This window comes from Pseudomonas sp. UW4 (genome assembly GCF_000316175.1).
Taxonomy (GTDB): domain Bacteria; phylum Pseudomonadota; class Gammaproteobacteria; order Pseudomonadales; family Pseudomonadaceae; genus Aquipseudomonas; species Aquipseudomonas laurylsulfatiphila.
Genome location: NC_019670.1, coordinates 1170982 through 1190775 on the forward strand (window position 1 = coordinate 1170982; position 19794 = coordinate 1190775).

At 59.3% G+C, this 19794-nt stretch carries 13 protein-coding genes; 8 read left to right on the forward strand and 5 right to left on the reverse strand.

The window, feature by feature from the left end; all coding sequences use genetic code 11:
- Positions 1-37: 37 nt before the first annotated feature.
- Positions 38-1420 carry a carbohydrate porin gene (locus tag PPUTUW4_RS05075; RefSeq protein ID WP_015093670.1) on the reverse strand — a complete coding sequence of 461 codons (1383 nt, stop codon included), beginning with the start codon at positions 1418-1420 and terminating at the stop codon, positions 38-40.
- Positions 1421-1659: 239 nt separating this feature from the next.
- On the opposite strand from PPUTUW4_RS05075, the gene PPUTUW4_RS05080 reads away from it, so the two are divergent.
- Positions 1660-1890 carry a VF530 family protein gene (locus PPUTUW4_RS05080; RefSeq protein ID WP_007975135.1) on the forward strand — a complete coding sequence of 77 codons (231 nt, stop codon included), beginning with the start codon at positions 1660-1662 and terminating at the stop codon, positions 1888-1890.
- 2 nt (positions 1891-1892) lie between these two features.
- The gene (locus PPUTUW4_RS05085; RefSeq protein WP_015093671.1) at positions 1893-2534 is read left to right on the forward strand and encodes a Pr6Pr family membrane protein; all 642 of its coding nucleotides are present in this window, start codon (positions 1893-1895) and stop codon (positions 2532-2534) included.
- Positions 2535-2725: 191 nt separating this feature from the next.
- Here the strand turns inward: PPUTUW4_RS05085 and PPUTUW4_RS05090 are convergent, their stop codons facing one another.
- Both PPUTUW4_RS05090 and PPUTUW4_RS05095 read right to left on the reverse strand, forming a co-directional pair.
- Positions 2726-3511 (reverse strand): siderophore-interacting protein, encoded by a 786-nt coding sequence (locus PPUTUW4_RS05090; protein ID WP_015093672.1) that lies wholly within the window; start codon positions 3509-3511, stop codon positions 2726-2728.
- On the reverse strand, positions 3508-4083 hold the full coding sequence (locus PPUTUW4_RS05095; RefSeq protein WP_015093673.1) for a PadR family transcriptional regulator: 576 nt from the start codon (positions 4081-4083) through the stop codon (positions 3508-3510). Before PPUTUW4_RS05095 ends, PPUTUW4_RS05090 begins: the two co-directional genes overlap by 4 nt.
- Positions 4084-4602: 519 nt before the next feature.
- Here PPUTUW4_RS05095 and PPUTUW4_RS05100 point away from each other — a divergent pair.
- The 6 genes from PPUTUW4_RS05100 to PPUTUW4_RS05125 all read left to right on the forward strand — a co-directional run bounded on the left by PPUTUW4_RS05100 (position 4603) and on the right by PPUTUW4_RS05125 (position 11617).
- Entirely contained in the window at positions 4603-5079 is a 477-nt protein-coding gene (locus tag PPUTUW4_RS05100) for a CS1 type fimbrial major subunit (RefSeq protein WP_015093674.1), read from the forward strand.
- Positions 5080-5189: 110 nt separating this feature from the next.
- Positions 5190-7712 (forward strand): CS1-pili formation C-terminal domain-containing protein, encoded by a 2523-nt coding sequence (locus tag PPUTUW4_RS05105; protein ID WP_015093675.1) that lies wholly within the window; start codon positions 5190-5192, stop codon positions 7710-7712.
- Entirely contained in the window at positions 7713-8966 is a 1254-nt protein-coding gene (locus tag PPUTUW4_RS05110) for a hypothetical protein (protein WP_015093676.1), read from the forward strand.
- 59 nt (positions 8967-9025) lie between these two features.
- The gene (locus tag PPUTUW4_RS05115) at positions 9026-9769 is read left to right on the forward strand and encodes a pilus assembly protein (RefSeq protein WP_041474987.1); all 744 of its coding nucleotides are present in this window, start codon (positions 9026-9028) and stop codon (positions 9767-9769) included.
- A 63-nt stretch (positions 9770-9832) separates the two neighbouring features.
- Positions 9833-10327: a CS1 type fimbrial major subunit gene (locus PPUTUW4_RS05120; protein ID WP_015093678.1), complete on the forward strand. Its 495-nt coding sequence runs from the start codon at positions 9833-9835 to the stop codon at positions 10325-10327.
- Positions 10328-10363: 36 nt separating this feature from the next.
- Positions 10364-11617, forward strand: coding sequence for a hypothetical protein (locus tag PPUTUW4_RS05125; protein ID WP_015093679.1), 1254 nt, complete (start codon positions 10364-10366; stop codon positions 11615-11617).
- Positions 11618-11680: 63 nt separating this feature from the next.
- Here PPUTUW4_RS05125 and PPUTUW4_RS05130 read toward each other — a convergent pair whose 3' ends face one another.
- Both PPUTUW4_RS05130 and PPUTUW4_RS05135 read right to left on the reverse strand, forming a co-directional pair.
- Entirely contained in the window at positions 11681-16333 is a 4653-nt protein-coding gene (locus PPUTUW4_RS05130) for a DUF6543 domain-containing protein (RefSeq protein ID WP_015093680.1), read from the reverse strand.
- A 171-nt stretch (positions 16334-16504) separates the two neighbouring features.
- On the reverse strand, positions 16505-19627 hold the full coding sequence (locus PPUTUW4_RS05135; RefSeq protein WP_015093681.1) for a transglycosylase domain-containing protein: 3123 nt from the start codon (positions 19625-19627) through the stop codon (positions 16505-16507).
- Positions 19628-19794 lie beyond the last annotated feature (167 nt).

The following is a 19794-nucleotide window of genomic DNA, read 5'->3' on the forward strand; positions in this document are numbered from 1 at the left end:
GAGCAAGCTCGCTCCTACAAAGGTTTTATGGTGTTGCTCAGAACGACGACTGGACCTTGATCCCGCCAATCAGCGCGTCGTCGACCTCGTTCACGCCGCCGGGATGGCGGATGTATTGCAGGTTCGGGCGCACGGTCAGCCAGTTGGTCACGTGCACGCCGTAATAGAGTTCGGCGCTGTATTCGGTGTCCTGGGGCGGCAGGTAGGACGGATTGTCGTAGTCGAAAACGACATTGGCCTGGTTGGTCGCCTCGGCGTTCTTGCGATAGGCCGGGTTGACGTGGACGCGGGCCATGGCAAAACCGATGTCGTCCCTGGACCGGGCGTCGAACAGACCTTTGTAGACGAGACCGGCCTGGACGTAGTTGTCGATGGCATTGGTCTTCTTGTCGTGCATCGTGCCGTTGGCGAACAGGCTCAGGCCGCGGGAATGATCGCTGGCCAGGCTGGTGACTTGCTGCTGGAGGCCCAGCCACATGCCGTGCTTGCTCGAGGCGCTGCGGTAGGCTTCGCCACTCAGGGCGGCAGGCTGGCCATTGCTGTCCTTGTAGACGTCGGTAGCGTTGGCGCTGCTGTAGTAGTAACCGGCGCGGTATTCACCCGGCAGGCCGTTGAGTTTCGGCGTCCACACCAGTTCCACCGGCAGGACCGCGCCCTGAGTGCCGCTGCCGCTGAGCTTGAAGCCGTTGTCGCGATCCAGGTTCGACGGGTTCTGCTCGTACGCGCCGATCTGTGCATAAAGCTCTGGCGTCAGGTGATATTTGACCCGCAGTGCCCACTGGCTGACCGGCCAGTTGTACCAGATGTCGCCCGCCCAGTTGCCGACCTGGGAGCCGCAGAACGCCAGGTTCTGGAAGTCGCAAGGGAAGCTGTTGAAGTCTTCGCCTTCGCCGAAACGGCCGACCTTGATGTCGAGTTTTTCGTCGAGGAACTTCTGCTGATACCACATCTGCGTCAGGCGCCAGGTCTGGCCGCGGCCCCAGACTTCCTGGGCCGAGGTGAAACCGCCGACACGCGGGTCATTGATGCGGTCATTGCTGATGTTGTTGCCGCTGCGTTCGGTGATGGTCAACTGGAGCTCGGCGTCGTCCCAGCCGAGGATTTTCTGCAAGTCCAGATGGGTGCCCAGGCCGAACTGGTCGCTGTAGCGGGCGGTGCGGTCGTGGTCGTAGCCGCCGTGCAGATTGCTGCCCATTTCACCGGTGTAATCGACTTTGAAGTTGTAGCCTTTTTCCGCAAGTTCGCTGCGACTGCCGTTCCAGTCGCCGAGCATCCACGGTGAATCGCTATCGAAGGCCGGAGCCGAGTGAGCGCAAGTGGCAAGGCCCAAAGCGGTGAGTCCGCCTATCAGGTTCAAGGTGTTTCGGCAGGCAACAGGTTTGAAGACAGCGCTGTCTTTCGAAAGCTGGAAATCAGGCATAGAGAAGAAATTCTTGATCTTTTTCTGGGGATTAGACGGAAGAAATGGCTAGCAGAAGCGTTTCAGCTAAAGCGGGCGCAAGGATAATGATCTGTTACAAATAGAGAAAGGGCTTTTACTGACATGCAGCCTTTCGGATTCGGTAACAGTTCACCTACATTTGATAGATCGCTTCCACCCGACGAAACCCTCGGCTAAGGTGCGCGACTTCCAATTCCTACTCTGCTTGAAGGCCCGGCATGACCGAACACAACATCGACCCGCTGCACGGCGTGACGCTGGAGCAAATCCTCAACGCCCTGGTTGAACACTACGAATGGTCGGGGCTTGCCGAACGCATCGATATCCGCTGCTTCAAGAGCGACCCGAGCATCAAGTCGAGCCTGACGTTCCTGCGTAAAACCCCGTGGGCGCGGGAGAAGGTCGAACGTCTGTATGTGAAGTTGATGCGCACCAAACGACCGCTCTGAACATGGTCGATCCTTGCGCGATGCGCCGCCGTTTTGTAGTCGTGGCTGCCATGCTCGGCTGGGCGGGATTGAGCATCCAGATGTACCTGATTTTCTATTCGCGCTGGACGCTGGGGGCCAGCCTGATCGGTGGGCTGATGAGTTTTTTCAGCTATTTCACCGTGCTGAGCAACACCCTGGTGGCGACGGTGCTGACCTGTGAACTGACGTCCCGCGAGTCCGCAGCGCGACGCTGGTTTTTACAGCCCTGGGTCATGAGTGGCGTTGCTGTGAGCATCACTGTCGTCGGCCTGGCGTACAGCGTATTGCTTCGCCATCTATGGCATCCCGAAGGCTGGCAATGGCTGGCCGATGAGCTGATGCATGACGCCATGCCGCTGCTGTTCCTGGGGTATTGGTGGTTCTGTGTACCGAAAGGCTCGTTGCGTTGGGGGCATATCGCGTTGTGGGTGATTTATCCATTGGTGTACTTCGCTTACTCGTTGCTGCGCGGGCATTTGCTGGCGACTTATCCGTACCCGTTCATTGACGTGGACAAACTGGGTTATCCACAGGTGTTCATCAACGCCGGGGGATTGTTGGCGGGGTTTGTGGTGATTGCGTTGTGGGTGGTGGCGCTGGATCGGTGGCGTGCTCGGATGTAACCGCGGATAAGGCGGTGTGGAATGTTTTTTGTGGCGAGGGGGCTTGCCCCCGTTGCGCTGCGCAGCAGTGCTAAAACCTGCAACGAGGTTTTATCTGAAACACCGTACGAGCAGATTTTACGACTGCTTCGCAGCCGAACGGGGCGGTGCGGCGATCCGACAAGCCCCCTCGCCACACAGTGTGACGCCTGTTATTCCTCGTCGCTGCCATCCAGCCGCCAATAGCCCACCGCCTTGACGAACTGCTCGTTCAGCCCATGCTCATCGAGCAACACCCGACGAATCTGCCGCGACACCTTGCTCTCCGTCGCCACCCACGCGTACAGGCTGCCGGAGGGCACCTGGATCTGGCGCACGGTGGTTAGCAGATTGTCCTTGCCACCTTCGCGCAGCACCCAGATCACATTGACCTCGGCAGCGCTTTCCAGCACTTGCTGCTCCTTGCCGTTCTCCACTTCCACGATCACCAGCGCACGGCGGTTGGCCGCCAGGTTTTCGAGCCGACGGGCGATGGCGGGCAGGGCGGTTTCGTCGCCGATCAGCAAGTAGCTGTCGAACATGTCCGGCACGATCATCGAGCCCCGCGGCCCGCCGATGTGCAGGAACTGCCCCGGTTTGGCCTGTTCGGCCCAGGTCGAGGCCGGGCCGTCGCCGTGCAGCACGAAGTCGATGTCCAGTTCCAGGGTGTTCAGGTCATAGCGGCGCGGCGTGTAGTCGCGCATCTCGGGCAGCGGGCCGTTGTCCTTGCCGGCGCCCAACACCAGGGTTTCCAGTGCCGCAGCCTGCTCGGCGTTCTGCGGGAACAACAGTTTGACGTGATCGTCCGTACCCAGGCTGACGAACCCCGCCAACTCCGGCCCGCCCAGGGTAATCCGGCGCATGCGCGGGGTCAGGTCGACCACGCGCAACACCTCCAGGCGACGGCGTTTGATTTCGTGCATGACACGGTGAATGGTTTGCGCGATCACTTCAGTCATTCGGCTTTCTCCTGAACGGGTTGAACGGCAGGGCCGTCGACGATGGCTTTGGCTGTGTCGTTGAGCAGGGCCGCAACGCGCTGGATTTCTTCCGGGCTCCAGCGGCCGTGATGCAGTTGCAGGGCATGGCGCAGGTTGTGCACCGCCTCGTGGATTTCGGCCGGGCGATCATGGCCGCGCAACGAACGCTTGCTGACATCGATGCGCACCCGCACACCTTCTAGGGCGACGGCTTGCTCGGTCAGGGACTGGCGTCCGGCGTCGGTCACGCTGTAGCGTTTTTTCCCGCCTTCGGCGTCGCCGGTAATCAATTCGCTTTCTTCAAGAAACGTCAGGGTCGGGTAGATCACGCCGGGGCTGGGACTGTAGGCGCCGTCGAACATGCCTTCGATCTGGCGGATCAGGTCGTAGCCGTGGCACGGCTGTTCGGCGATCAACGCCAGCAGCAGCAGTTTCAGGTCGCCGGGGGCAAATACTCGCGGGCCACGCCCACCGCGTTCGCGGCCAGGGCGTTTCTCGAAGCCATCACGGCCGTCGCCGTGTTCGCGGTGGGGGGAATGATGGTCTCTCATTTTTTGCGTTCTCTTTCGTCGTGTTTAGATACAACTTAAGATATATCTTAAGAGGTCCGCAAGCCCCCCCGACCAACGGCGGATCACCACGCCAGGCGAAACCGCCACTGAAAATGGCGTTTTTGCAGCTCCGAAAAAGGCTTTTAAGACGCGCGAACAAGTTGAAATTAGTGTTAACTCTCTAAATTGACGATTCACGCCTTAATACATTGGTTTTGTAATATCCCTCCTACAGAAGTTACTGTGTCGTTGTCGACCTTAATGGCCTGTGTATTGGCTTTATGTAGTCTGAATCTGACAGCCGAACAGTGACTTTATAAATATTCAAGTATTTTTCATGCTGCTGTCGTGGCCCTTTGGCTACGCGCTTTGAGGAACTTGCCTGCTTACTTTCCAGATTGTTTGAACGATCATCTTTCGGCGTTGAGAGTTGCGCTGGAACATCACTGCTCGTGACTGTTTTGCTTCAGCGAAACTTTCAATACTTAGATCCTTTTTTTAAACGACAGGTACTGAAAGATGTTCAAGAAAATCGCGTTCGCTGCTCCTCTGGCTGTTTTGGCACTGAGTTCCTCGATGGCGTTTGCCGCCACCGAAGCCAAACACTCAATCAGCATTGTGGCCCATGTTCCATCCGACGATTTCTACGCGGTGCCGGTTGATGCGGACCTGGTCAACAAAGACCAGGACATGAGCTACAACCCGGGCACTGACTCCATGAAGACCGTCGACGGGCACTTTGATGTGCTGCACACCGCCGGCAAAGTGAACGCCCGCCTGGAAGGCGTGCCGAAACTGATCGCCGGGAACAAGACCATCGACCTGAAAGTCGAGCTCAACGGTAAAACCCTGACCACCACTTCGCAGGAAGTTGTTGGCGAAGCTGAATCCAACGTCCGCTATCGCGCACCGTTCAAGATCAGTGCACTGGGCGGTAAACCTGATGCGGGTGATTACACCGGTGTCGTCATGCTGGTCGTTGAACCTTCCGTATAAGTAACAACTGCGACGGTAAGCGTTTACTTGCTCAAAGTAACGTAACCGGTCGGCAAACTATCAAGTTTGCCGACCGGGCTTTGACTTCCTTGTAATCAGAGTATTTGTTCATGTTCCCGATGACGCCCATCGCGGCAACGCTTGCGTTGCTGTTATGTAGCAGCGCATTTGCGGCGCCGACTTCCGTTGATAATACGCCTCGAAGTTTACTGGCCCAGGCCAAGGGTCTGCCGGCCGATTTCGAGGAACATTTCTTCGATGTGCCATTGGCCGTGCGGGTCGAGCTTGATCAACAACCCCTCGGCGAGGCGATGATCGTGTTGTCCCGCGATGACCGGGTCACCTTGCTCGATTTCACCGACACCAGCGACAGCCGTTTCAGCGCTGGCGAACGCGACACCTGGGCCAGCATTCTGAAACCCGGCGTGGCTTTGGGCACCTGCAGCGGCCAATGCCCCGAGCAGATGCTTGCGGTGCACTACAACCTGGAAAACTCATTGCTGTCGATCGTCACTGAAAATGCCGAGCGCGACACTGAGGCCAAACGTTTCTACGACCAGCCCGAAGGCGGCAGCAGCGGCCTGATGGTGCGCAACCAGCTCAACCTCAACGGCGGCCAGGATCAGAACCTCGGCGGACGCTATGGCCTGGAGGCCAGCGGCAGCCTGGGCAACTGGAGCCAGACATTCAACATGCAACTGGCGCGTCTTGGCGGGCCGGATGACAAGACCTATCACGCGGTACACGAGCTCTACACCCAGCGCGAACTGCAAGGCAGTTTTTTCCGCCTGGGCTACTTCACCCCCAATTCCGAAGGCCTGACCCGTCAGCCCCGTTCGTTCGGCACCAGCCCCGACACTGCCGTTGGCGTGATGTACGGCAGTTCCGACAGCCTGGCGATCGACAGTCCCAAACCCAGCGTTTATCCGATCTATGTCACCGCCAATCGCCAGGCGTCGGTGGAGATTTATCGCGATGGTCTGCTGCTCAACACCCAATCGGTGCCCGCCGGTTTGCAAACCCTCGATACCCGCCCGTTGCCCGGCGGCATCTATGATGTGGAAGTGCGCTTGATAGAAGACGGCCAGGTCACCTCGACTACTCAGGAGCTGATCTACAAACCGACCAACTGGCGCAACGTTGAGGAGCGCTGGCGCTACAACCTTTTCGCCGGCCAGGAAAGCAAACTGCTGAGCAACTGGGATCAACAGTACAGCGGCGATGCGACCGCAGGCGCGGCGATCAACTACCTGCTGCATCCACGGATAATCCTCGGGTTGTCGGCACGTCAGGTGCGTAACACGCTGCAGTACGGCAGTTCCATCGACTGGAGCCTGGCCAACAGCGTCAGCCTCTATGCCAATCTGTACCAGACCGAAGACCACGGCACCGGCGCCGATCTGCAAGCGCTCTACAACTATGGTTCCGGCAGTCTGGTGGTGAGCCACAACCGCAGCTGGCTCGACACCACCAACACCTACGATACGTTGCCCGATGGCACCCGCGTGCGCCAACGCAATGTGTTCACCGGCGAGACCAGCAATTCATCGCTGGCGCTGAACCACCGCATCAGCCGCAAGAGTTCGCTCAACGCGCGGGTCTCCCACAGTGATGGCAACGTTGAAGGCGTCGGCGTCGACCTGGGCTGGACGCAGCGCACGATGCTGCTGGGCAGCGACGCCAACTGGCGGTTGTCACTGTTCGATCGTCCCGGCAGTTACAGCAGCGGTGATGCGCGCAATCGCGGGGTCGACCTGAGCATCAGCGTGGCGCTCGGCGGGCCGGGTCAGCAGGTTTCCGGCAGCATCGGCAGCCGCACCGCCCGTGATGGCAGCCGCGACACCAACGCCTCGCTCGGTTATCGCAAAGACCTGCAAGACCACATCCTGCAGAGCGTCTCGGTGACCGCGCTGACCGACACCTACGGTGTCGGCCTGTCGAGCCTGGCGAACTTTCGCACCGACGCGATCAACGGCGACGGTTTTATCCAGCGCTCGTCGTTCAACGACAACTTCACCGGCGGCTTGAACCTGGACAGCACCGTGGTCGTCGGTGGCCAGCGCATGGCCCTGACCAGTCAGCATCAAGGACGAGGGGCCGGGATGATCGTCGATGTCGAGTCTGATATCGACGGCATCGCGTTACGCGCCGACGACCTCAGCGGCGGCAGCGCGGCATTGCGTCCGGGGCGCAATTTCATACCGCTGACGGCCTACAGGAACAGCTCGGTGAGCTTCGATTTCGAAGGCAATCACGCGCCAGCGGCCAGCATCGAGCCGGCACGCACCCGTTATCACCTGAACAAGGGCGGCGTGGAGTACCGCAAGGTCTACGTGATGAAAACCCTGACCGTGCTCGGACGTCTGGTCGACCCACAAGGCCGGCCGCTCAAGGGCCACCACGTGATCAACCACGCCAGTCGTGGGGTGAGTGAAGTCGATGGCTTCTTCTCGATGGAAATGAACGCCGGTTCACCGACGCTGGAAGTGCGTTACGCCGACCAGTTGCTGTGCCAGTTCCGACTCGATACCGACAAGCACCGCAGTGAAAACAACGTGTTGATGATCGGCGATCTGCGGTGCACGCCGGATACGTTGGCGGATGCGTCATTGACTCGCCAGGAGGCCAGTTGAATGGTTAATTTCAAGACGTGTATGCCGCAGTGGCTGTGCTTGCTGGCGCTGTTTGTGGCGCCCACGGCCGAGGCGGTCAATCAGGAGATCAGGGCCTTGTTCCGGCCTGACCCGGCAAACCCGCAACGTAATACGTTCATCAACAAAACCCCGGTCAGCGGTTACTGCGCGGACTATCCCGATCAGTGCGAACAGAACGCGACCTTCAGCATCCGCCTGCCCATACGCTTCGATTCCGCAAGGGCCATGCAACCCCATGACTCGCAGCGCAACAGTTCGATGTTCACCGTGCCGGCGCAATGGCGTGCATTGACAGTTACGAATGCCGAAACCGGTGAGGCGGAACAGGTCGAGATGCGCATTGCCGGATTTGGATCGCGGTACGTGCTCGACGACAAGGTCACCAACCTTACAGGTGCACCCAATACGCTTGAAGGGCACCGGGCCTTGTGGGGCGGCCCGTATGGCAGCTGGGTGAACCCCCCGTCACCGTGTCAGTACAGCGGCGTCGGTTGGTACACCGATGATTATTACCAGTTTTTCTGGAAAACCCCGATTCAGGGTACCTGCGTAAAAACCGCCAGTTTCAAGATTCCAACCATGTACTACGAGTACCTGGATTTCGCCTATGAACTGCGTACGCCCAATCCGCTTGGTATGTCTTCAGGGCTCTACACCGGCGACCTGACTTATCGCATCGGGCCGGGCGGTGACTTTGACATGGGCGACGTGATGGTGCCCAACGATTCCGATCTGACCCTGAGTTTTGTGCTTGATGTTCAGCACACCCTCAAGGTCGATATCCCTCCAGGTGGCAACAAAATCCGATTGGAGCCGCAAGGCGGATGGCAAAGCTGGCTGCAAGCCGGACGCCGGCCGGTGCGACTGTTCCGTGACCAGACTTTCAATATATCGGCCTCGACGCGATTCAAGATACTGATGCAATGCGGGCCCGGAATAGGTGGCGAATGCGGACTGGAGAACAGTGCGGATAACGGTCGTCGAGTCGTCTTACACATCAGCGTAAGCCTGCCTAATGGCATAACCGACCTCTCAGGCCAACCCGTGAGACGCCTGCGATTGAGGACCGGTGCGGGGAATGAGCAGCAGTTCAAGCCCGGCTTCTATGTGGACCGGGCACCGGGAACCCTGCATTTCGAAGTTGAGCAATCGTACATGGAATCCATGCTGAGGCCCGGTGTTGCCGGCACCTATACCGGCATTGTCATTGTGATCTGGGACTCGGAAATCTGATGGCCAACGCATCGATCAGTCGTACCGGCAGTGTGTTCAATGACCAAGGACTAAAAGTTATGAAGCGTGTGTTTTTATTGATCGGTTTGAGCGGATTTTCCCTGGGCCTTCAAGCCGGGCCGCAAATCAATGTCGGAACGGTGTACGACTATCTGGATGGCGACAAAAGCACCTACCTCAAGCGCGTGTTCAACAGCGGCGACAGCACGGCCTTCGTCAAGGTCAACATTCTGGAAATCGTCTACGACGCCGATGGCAACGCCACTGAAGTACCGGTCAAAAGCGACCCTGGCGCGACATCGCGCGACGGGCTGATGGCCAGCCCCGCACGCCTGATCGTTCCGGCCAATGGCATGCAGGGCACGCGGCTGTTGTTCATGGGCGAGCGCGACACCGAGCGTTACTTTCGCGTGCGCTTCATCCCGGTGGTGCCGGAAAAGGAAGACGAATTCGCGGTGTCCAGCGACGAGCGCGAGGACTACAAAAAGAACCTCTCGGCCGGCGTCAACGTCATGACCGGCTTCGGCACGGTGTTCTTCGTCAGGCCGAACAACAGCCGGTACGACAGCCAGATCGACAACGGCGCCAGTACTTATCGCATTCGCAACAACGGCAACACGTCGGTGGTCGTCGACGAATTCCGCAACTGCTCGATCAAGCAGGAAAACGAGTGCGAGCCCACCACCAAGCACCACATTCGTGCGGGAAAAGAGTTCGCATTCGACAAGAAGCCGGGACGGGAATACCGCTTCAACCTGGTCGAGGGCGCATCGAAAAAGGCCTTGCGCATTGCCAGCCAATAACCGCCGGTACACACGCGTGGCCGTTATTGCCCGCTGCTTTTTTGGACGTAACAGGTACCTGAAATGATCAAGCTTTCGGCCATCGCCCTGTCGACAGGCGTCGCGGCACTGATGAGTTCCCTGGCATTCGCCGCCCGCGAAGAGCACCGATTCGAAGTGTCGGTGGATATTCCGACGTTGGGTTTCTACGTGATACCGGCCGAGTCGGACTGGATTCATCGCGAGCAAGTTTTGCCGTGGAACATCCACACCCGGTCGCTGGAGGGGCTGCGCAAGAACTTCGACGTCAAGCATGACACCAGCGCCATCCACGCGCGGCTGGAGAGCGAACCCTATCTGTCCAACGGCCGCGATGAGCAGAACATCTACCTGCTCGTCAGCTTCAACGGCAAGACGTTGAGCCACGACCCGCAACCCCTTGAAGTGCTCTCGCGCGAGCAGGCTGTCGCGGGCGGGCGCTTTGTCCTGCAGATCCAGCCGAAGGTGCCTGCGGGCGGTTACAAGCCGGGCCGCTACTATGGCAACGTGAATCTGGTCTTCAGTGCCGCAGCGCCTTGAACCCGGCCATTCGCTGTAATATCGGAGAGAGCTTTCATGAATCTCAATACTTGTCTGCCGGGATGGCTGTGCTTGCTGGTGTTGTTTGTGCCGACTTCGGCCGACGCGGTGAATCAGGAAATAAGGGCATTGTTCACGCCCGACTCAGCCAATCCGCAAAGCAACAAGTTCATCAATAAAACACCGTCTAGTGGCTACTGCGCGGATGCACCCAGTGAATGCCGGGACAACGAGATGTTCAGCATCCGGTTGCCCATGCGCTTCGAATCGATCAGAGCGATGCAACCTGATGATGTGTCGCGTAATAGCGCCATGTTCAAAGTACCTGCGCAGTGGCGGACGTTGACGGTGACCAACGTGGCTACGCAGGAATCTGAAAAAGTCGAGGTGCGCATTGCCGGCATCGGTTCCCGATACGCCCTGAGCGATACGGCCGCGAATCTGACAGGCGCACCGAGTGCGGCGCAAGGACACCAACGCTTGTGGTCGGGGGGCGTGGCAGGTGCCTGGGTCAACGCGTCACCTCCCTGCCTGTACAGCGGTGTCGGGTTCTATACGGATCATGCGTTTCGTTTTTTCTGGAAAACCCCGGTTGAAGCGGCTTGCGTCAAAACGGCGAAATTCCTGATACCGGAAATGTCCTATGAGTACCTGGATTTCGCCTACGAGTTGCGAACGCCAAATCCTCTTGGCATGTCGTCGGGGCTTTACACCGGTGACCTGAGCTATCGTATCGGTCCCGGCGGGGACTTCGACATGGGTGATGTGATGCTGCCAACCGACAGTGATTTGACCTTGAGTTTTGTACTGGACGTGCAGCACACCTTGAAAGTCGATATTCCGCCGGGTGGCAACAAGGTCCAACTGGTACCTGTGGGTGGCTGGCAGAGCTGGCTGCAGGCAGGCCGCCGGCCAGTGAGCCTGTTTCGCGACCAGACCTTCAATATCTCGGCCTCATCGCGCTTCAAGATGCAGATGGAATGTCAGTTCGGCGGCTTTCCCTACGAATGCATGTTGAATGATCCCGTCTCCAGGCGATCGGTCGAGCTTCAGGTCAGCGTCAGTCTGCCCAATGGCCTGACGGACCTGTCCGGGCAACCGGTCAGGCGTCAGCGCCTGCGAACCGGGCAAGCCAATTCGCAACAGTTTCAACCTGGTTTCTATGTTGATCGGGCTCCCGGGACTCTGCATTTCGAAATTGCAAAAAGCCAGATGGAGTTCATGCTGCAGCCGGGCGTGGCCAGCCGCTATTCCGGCAATGTCACGGTGATCTGGGATTCGGATATCTGACGTGGTTGCGGCAAACCTGACCGCAACGAATGCCGTCAGGTTTGCCTCACGATGCCGCCGCTATTACAACCCGGCCCTGCTCAACGCCGCGCGCGTCAAACGCCTGGACAGTTCTTTTTCGCCGTCCCCCAGATCGACGAGGAACCGGTCGAAGTTCGCTTCGCTTATCGGTTCATCGGCAAAGACAACCGTCTCGGCGACCGGCAGGTCGTTGGCCAGATCTCTGAGCCTGTTGCGCAGTGCCGCTCGTTCCACGTCCGTCAATTGCGTGGATTCGACCCATTCGCGCTGGGTGGATCGCAGGGTCTCCAGCAACTCGTATTTGTTCAAATACTCTCGTTTGTTCGCCTCGATCTGAATCGGGTAAGTTTCACCCAGATAAGTTTCCCAGAATGCCTGCTCAAGCATTTTGTTCACCAGGCCATCACCTTCGCTCAACGCCAGCACCGTGTCGTAGGCCTGATCGATCATGGCGTCGGTGACACCGGACACTGGCCTGAACAGCATGCCTTTTGATTGCCAGGGCAGCTGCAAGCGATCAGCCAGACCGGTCTGATAAGCGAGATAGACCTCGACATCATCCGGGTCGCCGCCACGACTGGCGACATCGGCGCGGGCGATCTCGTTGACGTGCTCCAGCCGCGCAGCGCCTTTGGCCAGGGTTACCAATTTGCGCTCCAGCTCCGCGAGGTCCTCGGAGTAGAAGTAAGCCTCGGACTTGAGCACTTCTATGCCCATGTTGTTGAACAACTGCGCCCCGGCATCGGCGCAATCGACCGGAGCGATTGCCATGGTGTAGAGCTTTTCCCGCAGGTCGGTGTCGATGTAGACGGCGTCGAGCATGCGTACCACGCGTTGCATCAGTTGCCTGCGGGGTTCACCTCCGACGAGATAATCGGCAGAGTTTTTCGTTTCGTGCACCACGGTCAGGAACCGATGGGCCTGAGGGTCGTCGGTCAGCTCAAGCCAGTTTGCCGTCCGCTCCACTCCCCAGCCGGGCACATCGCTCCAGTTGTTCGGATCGGTGGCGTGGATGACCGCATCTATCAGACTGGTGGATGCCTCGAGGGGCGTCGGCGGCAAACTCACTGAGTGTCGGATTTGCTGGTATCGCAACTGATTCAGCTCCGACAGATCCGCGACATCCAGCAGGGTACGCGCGATCACCCAGGCTTGTGCCGAGCCGGGGACGACTTCGGGAATCAGGTCGAGGGGGTTTTCCCGCAAATCCAGCAAGAAACCGCGTGGTCTGGTTTTCGCCAGCGTGCCCTCGGGCCATGTGGTCAGCCCGGTTTTGTTCAGGGCCACGACTTTCAGCCTCGGCATGCGGCTGATGTCTGGTGACAACCCCAGCGGATTACCGTCGAGCCTGAGGATTTCCAGATAGGTCAGGTCCTTGAGTTGTTTAACGGCGCCTGCATCCAGCACGATTGCGTTATCGCTCAATTGCAGGCGTTCCAGTCGGTGCAGGGAACCGATGCTGTGTGGAAGACTGGTCAGGTCGCAACGCCGGGCGCTGAGTTCGCGAAGGTTCGGGAAGGCTTTGAGCAAGCCGTTCGCCTCGCTGGAAAACTGCGTATTGCCGAGTTTCAGGACCGTGATTTTGTCGAGGAACTTTTGCAACTCCGGGGGGCGTTTTGACCACCAGGTTTCCAGGTTCAGGGGCAGTATCTCGGTGGAGAGATCCAGCGCGTAACTGTCCGGGTCGCTTCGGTTGCCGATGTCCCTGTGCTTTCGCTCGAAGCTATTGAGCAGGCATTCGGCGATATGTTGGCCGCCTTCATCACGAAAAGCCGTGCTGTGCGGCCCCCAGGTGGGTTCCTGCTGATATTCCCAACGATTGAGGATCACGCGCAGTTCATCGAGATCGTCTTCCCGCTGCTCGATGGCTTGCATCGGCTCACCTTTGGCGATCAGGGCATTGGCGAAGGCGTCGACTTCGCGGTCGCTGAAGTCCTCGTGCAGGTCGAGGATTCGCTCGTGCAGGGTTTCACCGGCCCGGCTGGTGAATGCGCCTCGCACCAGCAGCAGTGTCTGATGCTCGGGCACGGCGCGGATGGGCGGTGCGGCGAGTATCGTTCGACGTTCTCCGAGAGGCTCGATCTTGACCATGGCCCACTGCCTGAGGCGTTCGGTGTCCCCCGGCTTGAAGCCCAGCGCGTTTTGCCCATTGTGCTGGGTCGCCTGCAGCAAGGCTTCGAAAAAGCCTTGCGCTGCATGGATTGGCTGATTCGACCCGTCACGCACCTCATATTTTCCCGCGTCATCATGAATCAACACCCGGACCCGCGCTGCGCTCTCGGGCCCGGCGCTGCAGCGCAGTTCACCGTCGAATGTGCCTTCCCTGATCTCGATGCGCAGCTCACCGAAGGTGTCGCTGTTGATGCGCAAGGTGCCCAGCACCAGGCGTTCCGTGTCGATGTTGATCAACGCGTCATCGTATAGACCGTGGGCGGCGCGCACCGATTGCGTCTCGAATTGCAGTTCTCGCGCCTGGCTTTTCAGGCGCAGCGGCAGGCGCTTTTTCTGCTCGATCTGTTGGCGTTCCGCGGCGCTGGCGTTGGCGAGAATGCCTTGCGCCACCGTGTCGGGCAGGTCGGGGAATTCGCTGAACAGCGCAACGCTGTCGGCGGGTAGCGGGGTGCTGGCAGGCACGGGTGAGCCCAGGCGTTGCAGGGTATCGGTCAGCAATGGTGGTGGTGCCGAGCTGTCCATGTGCATCCGCCGCAGGGCGGCTTCATGGGTGCCGCTGATCTGGCGAATCTGTTCCAGTTGTTCATTGTTGAAACCATCGACGCTGTGACCAAGTCGCCGCATCAATGTCGAGCCTTCCCACTCGCGCGGGTTTTCCGTTTCGCAGACCCAGGCCCCGTGACCATTGTGGCGCAAGGTCGGTGCGTAGGCATCGAAACGCTGCGGATGGCGGATGCGCTGTTGTCCGGTGACCGGATCTTCCAGCACTTCGAAGTGTTGATCGTTCAGGGGCAGGATGCGCCGGCCCTGATGCTGGTGAATACCCTGTCCATCAGGCCGGGCGTCCGCGGGTAAATCCACGTCGGTTCGTTGATAGGGGCTGAGGTCTGGGTTCCATAGGCGGGTCTCACCGTTTGCCAACTGCACCGGTTTCAAGCTTTCGAAAAACGGCGAGAGTTTCGCCCTTGCGACGTTGCCGATCGCGCCTCCCGCGGCGAACGCACCCAGTTGCACAACGCTTTGCAGCACGCCGATGGCTTGTTCGCCAGCCTCGGCGACGCGGCCTTCGGCCAGATCGACGAGGCCCTCGACCACCTCATCGGTCAGTTGATACGCGGTGTAGGCCAGCATCAATTCGCCCATGCCGGGCACCAGTGGCGTCGCCACCAGCAACGCGGCATTGAGAATGTCCGAGAGCATTTTTTCCAGGTTGTCCCACCAGGCCCAGCGGGCCATGCGGTCGGCGTACTCGGTGGAAATCGCGATGTCCCATGCGTCGTTGAGTACCTTGTTGATTTTTTGTCGGTGGAAGTAGCCCCACAGGTCGCCGTTGAAAACAGTGTCCCGATCGTTCCTGATGCTCGACAGCTGAAATTGCAGGTTGGGGTTATCCACCGGCGTATCCCGCCAGCTCGGCAAGTTGGAACCGGCCGGGGCCGGTTGCCATTTGACCTTGCTCAGTCGGTCGTTCAACCCGGCAAAAAAATGCCCGCGCTGCTGATGGGGTACGAACTGGCTGAAGAATTTTTGGTAGCTGCGAGGGGCGCTGGCATCGCGCAGTTGGCGTGTCAGTTCGGCCATGAACTCGAGCAACGACGGGTACTGCTTGAGAGGGTGCTGCGGGTCATGGGGAACATAGGCGATCACGGGCACGGTATCGGTCGCGGTATTGGCATCAGGGGTGATCAGCACGATGCCGGTCAGGTGAATGTCCATCATCGACAGGTTGTAGCAGTCGACGGAGCGGCCCCTCCAGCGCAGGTTCTTGCGGTCATCGAGCAGTCCCTGCACCAGGTCAAAGGCATCCTGCCCAATGTCGTTTTTCATCAGCGCCATGTTCGCCGCGATGTTGAGCGCGGTCTTGTGGCTGAGGCTGACTTTGTGGCGCAGGACGTTACTGGCCACCCGGTTATGCGGCAGCAGAAAATCTCTCAGGTGTTGTTGGTAACGTCTGCCGATATTCAGGTCGCGGCACAGTGACTTGAACTGCTCGATACTCAGCTTGTGCTTGAGCTGTACCACGCTGAAATGCCCGCGTACGTCGGGGCGGGTGATGAATTCTGAGTCCTGGGTGAACACCTCCTTACTGGAAAAATTGTGCAGGGCAGCATCCAGCAGCGAGACGGTACGGCTGGTGGTTGCGCCGGTAAAGTTATGACCCCATGACGTTTCTGCCGGTGCATACAGCCGCAACCAGGTCTCTTCGACGTCATCTTCAACGCCGAAACGTTCGTTCAGTGCCTGTTGCAACAAGGGTTTGGCGAAGGCGTAGACATCCTGCAGTTTGCTGAACACTCTATCGACATCGTTTTGCGCGTTCCAGCCGAGCTTGATGCTCTGTTTCAACCGCTCCTGTAACGCTTTTGCGGCGTCAGCCTGCCAGTCGGGAATGCTTACCCGGTCAGTTTTCAGTGCGTTGATACGGGGGAGTGAAGCCTCTGATAGCCAGGAGGGGATGGCCTTCCTGACCAGGTCGAAGTGGATGCTTTGATCCGGGTCTGAAATTCGATGTGGGTGGGGCATTGCCTGATCGTCCTTTGATCATGGATGGAGCGATCAGGCTAGGCAGGCAGCAGCCCCAAAAAAAGCGCAAAAACCGGTTCGTAACGACGTCGATTGCGCCCCGAACCCGGTAAAAATCAGGAGTGAAAAATACATAGTTACAGCCACGCGGGCGCATCTGCCGATCCATGCCTAGCGGCGAGCGGTTGTCTCGGTTGCTGCCTTTGGCTGACACATCGTGTGGGTGCCCGGTTGCAGGTACGGGGTCAGGATCGGCGCCATGCCCTTGAGCACCTGCACCGGCAACGCCGAGGTGAAGGTGAAGTTCTCCGCCGAGCGGCCCGGCACGAACGCTGTCAGCGTGCCGAAATGGTGATCGCCGATGTAGAACACGAACGTGGCCGTGCGGTTGAGCGATTTGGAACTCAGGATCCGCCCGCCCGAACCGACGGCTTCGATGCGGTTGTCACCGGTGCCGGTCTTGCCGCCCATCGCCAGCGGGCTGCCGTCGGCGAGTTTGAAACTGCCGGACACGCGTTTGGCCGTACCGGCATCGACCACTTGCGAAAGGGCTTCGCGCATGGCCGTGGCGACTTCGGATGGCATCACCCGTTTGCCGACGTCGGGGTCATTGACCAGTTGGGTTTCATAGGGTGTATGCGCGGCGAAATGCAGGCTGTCGATACGCAGGGTCGGCATGCGCACGCCATCGTTGAGGATGGTGCCGATCAATTCGGCCAGGGCTGCCGGGCGGTCACCGGAGCTGCCGATGGCGGTGGCCAGCGACGGCACCAGGTGGTCGAACGGATAACCGACTTGCTGCCAGCGCTGGTGAATGTCGAGGAATGCCTCGATCTCCAGCATGGTGCGGATGCGACTGTCACGGGCGCCCTTGTGCCGGCTTTTGAACAGCCAGCTGTAGACTTCCTGGCGCTCGAACTGGCTGGCTTTGACGACGTCGGCCCACTTGGCGTCGGGGTGATTGAGCAAGTAGCCCATCATCCACAGGTCCAATGGGTGAACCTTGGCGATGAAGCCCTGGTCCGGCAAATCGTAAGCGCCGGGACCGTAGGCTTCGTAGAGCCGCACGAGACGTTCGTCAGTGAGTTTTTCCGTGAGCTTGGCCCCCGTCAGGTGCGAGCGCACGAAGGCGTTGAAGCTTTCCTGGCTGGCCTGTGGCAGCAGGTAGCGATGTACGGCGGCCATGCGGATCGGCGTCGGGCGCATGCCGTCCAGGAAGGTTTCGAGCCGTTCCTGGGTGTTCTTGTTCCTGTACTTCTTCCAGAACTTGAGCAGGAAAGACGTGCCCTCGCGGTCGGCGAACTCGGCCAGGTATTCCTGGCGCCGCGGGTCGCGGTCGTCCTTGAGCAGTTCGGCACTGCTGTTGGGGCCGGAGTAGGTGGTGTAGCGCACCAGGTCACGCATCAGGCGAATGAACGGCAGGTTGATCGACTCGCGCAGGGCGTCGCGCAGGGTCGGTATCCGGCCGTTGTCTTCCTTGCGGAAGTTGTTGAACACATGCAGGCCGCCCCCGGTGAAAAACGCCTCGCCGGGGCTGGCGGAATATTTGCGGTCCAGGGCTGCGCCGAGCATTTTTTTCAGGTCGCGGTCCTTGTTTTCAACCAGGTAATCAACCGCCCAACGGCTCAGGCGGTCCTGATCCGGCACCTCGACTTTCTTCAGTTCCGCAACGGCCATGCCGGCGTATTTGTCGTGCAACTCGGCGATGATTTGCAGGTAGGTGGTCAGCACGCGCATTTTCGCGGTGGAGCCCAGTTCCAGTTTGCTGCCTTCATTGATGTCGAAGGGCTGGTCGGTGCTGTCGGTCTGTACCCGAACCCGCGAGCCGTCCGGTGTCAGTTCGAACAAGGTGAAGCTGTAGCGCACCTGGGTGGTGCTGGTGGTGGTCAGGAGGCGCTCGCCGATCAGGCCGATTTGCGTGGCAAATTCAGGGTCGGCGAGCTTTTTCAGGTACTCGGTGGCCTCGGATTGCAACTCGCCTTGCAGGGTGCTGGTGGCGGAGAGGTCAAGGCGGTCGAGGTCATACAAAGGGCGATTGAGCATGCCGGCCAGACGGCTGCGCGCCACGCTGATGCCCTTGTTGGTTTCGATCGGTTGCATGGTCGGCTGGGTGGCCCAGTCGCGGTAGGTCACTTTGCTGGCCAGGGCGGCGGCGGCGAACTCGGCGTCGATCACATGGTTTTGCGCCAGCAGGCGAATATGGCTGTCGGTGAGGTCGGCCAGTTCATCATGGCCCTTGGTCAGGTAATGCGACGGGCGGCGCTGCGCAATCATCAATGACAGCACTTCACGCAAGACCAGGCCTTTTTCCGCCATGGTCTTTGGATCCGTTGCCGGGCTGTTCAGCACCTTGTTGGCGCTTTCGAAATCGGAGCCGTACCACACACGCAAACCCTCAGCCATGCCATGCACTTCACCGTGGCCCGGTACGGCTGACAACGGCACGCTGTTGAGGTAGTCGCGAACCACGTTCTGCCGCGCTTCCAGGGTTTGCGGCCCGGCCTGATAGGCGCGTACGGTGGCAGAAATCATCTGGCGAATTTTTTCCGCGCCGTTGACCGTCAAACCATCGGGGGAGTGCCGGTACTTCTCCAGTTGCGTGGCCAGGGTACTGCCACCGGCGGACTGGCCGGGCACGTGCAACATCTTGGCCAACTGGGACCACGCAGCCATGCCGAACCGCGGCCAGTCCACCGCCGGGTTGGCCAGCGGCTGCCTGGGATCGAGCAGGAAGCGGTTCTCGATGAACAGCAGGCTGTTGACCACCACCGGCGGGATCGAGGCAAAGGTTGAGTAAAGCTGTTGCGGGTAGTTGTACTGGTACAGCGGCGCTGCGCGGCAATCGGTGATCGACAGCCCGGCCTGGATTTTCTCGGCATAAGGCACGAACAGACCTTTGTCGGTGTACTTCAACAGCTCTGGAGAAAAGCGGGATTGCGCCTCAACGACGAAGTTGCGCTTGATCAGGCGCGGCAGGAACTCATCCATAGAGCTGTAGCCCAGGCGCCGATCGAACGGGCCATCGCCTGGATAGCGAATCGCATCGCTGGGGCCGGGTTTGAGCTCATAGTTCAGTGACGCGGCATATTTGCTGACTTCCTGGGCCTGGAACTTCGAGGTGCGCATCTCCCTCATGGCGGCCAGCCCCACGACAATCGCGATAATCAACAGCAATAGCCAGAACGCTCCCCATCCGTGCCTGGAACGACGGGGTTTTTCAGGTATAGGCGCTTCATCCACACTATCAGTCGGAACCACGGTTTTACTCGAATCGGTTTGCCACAAAACGCCCATAGTCGACTGATCCATTCACGCAGATTGATCGGACTTGACTCAAGCTTAGACGGTGGTTGGCGAGGGTGAAAAAAATGTGAAGGGCAAAATGATGCACGGACGCACCAATAATCAGGCTAATTGAAGCACTTGTGGCGAGGGGGCTTGCCCCCGTTCGGCTGCGAAGC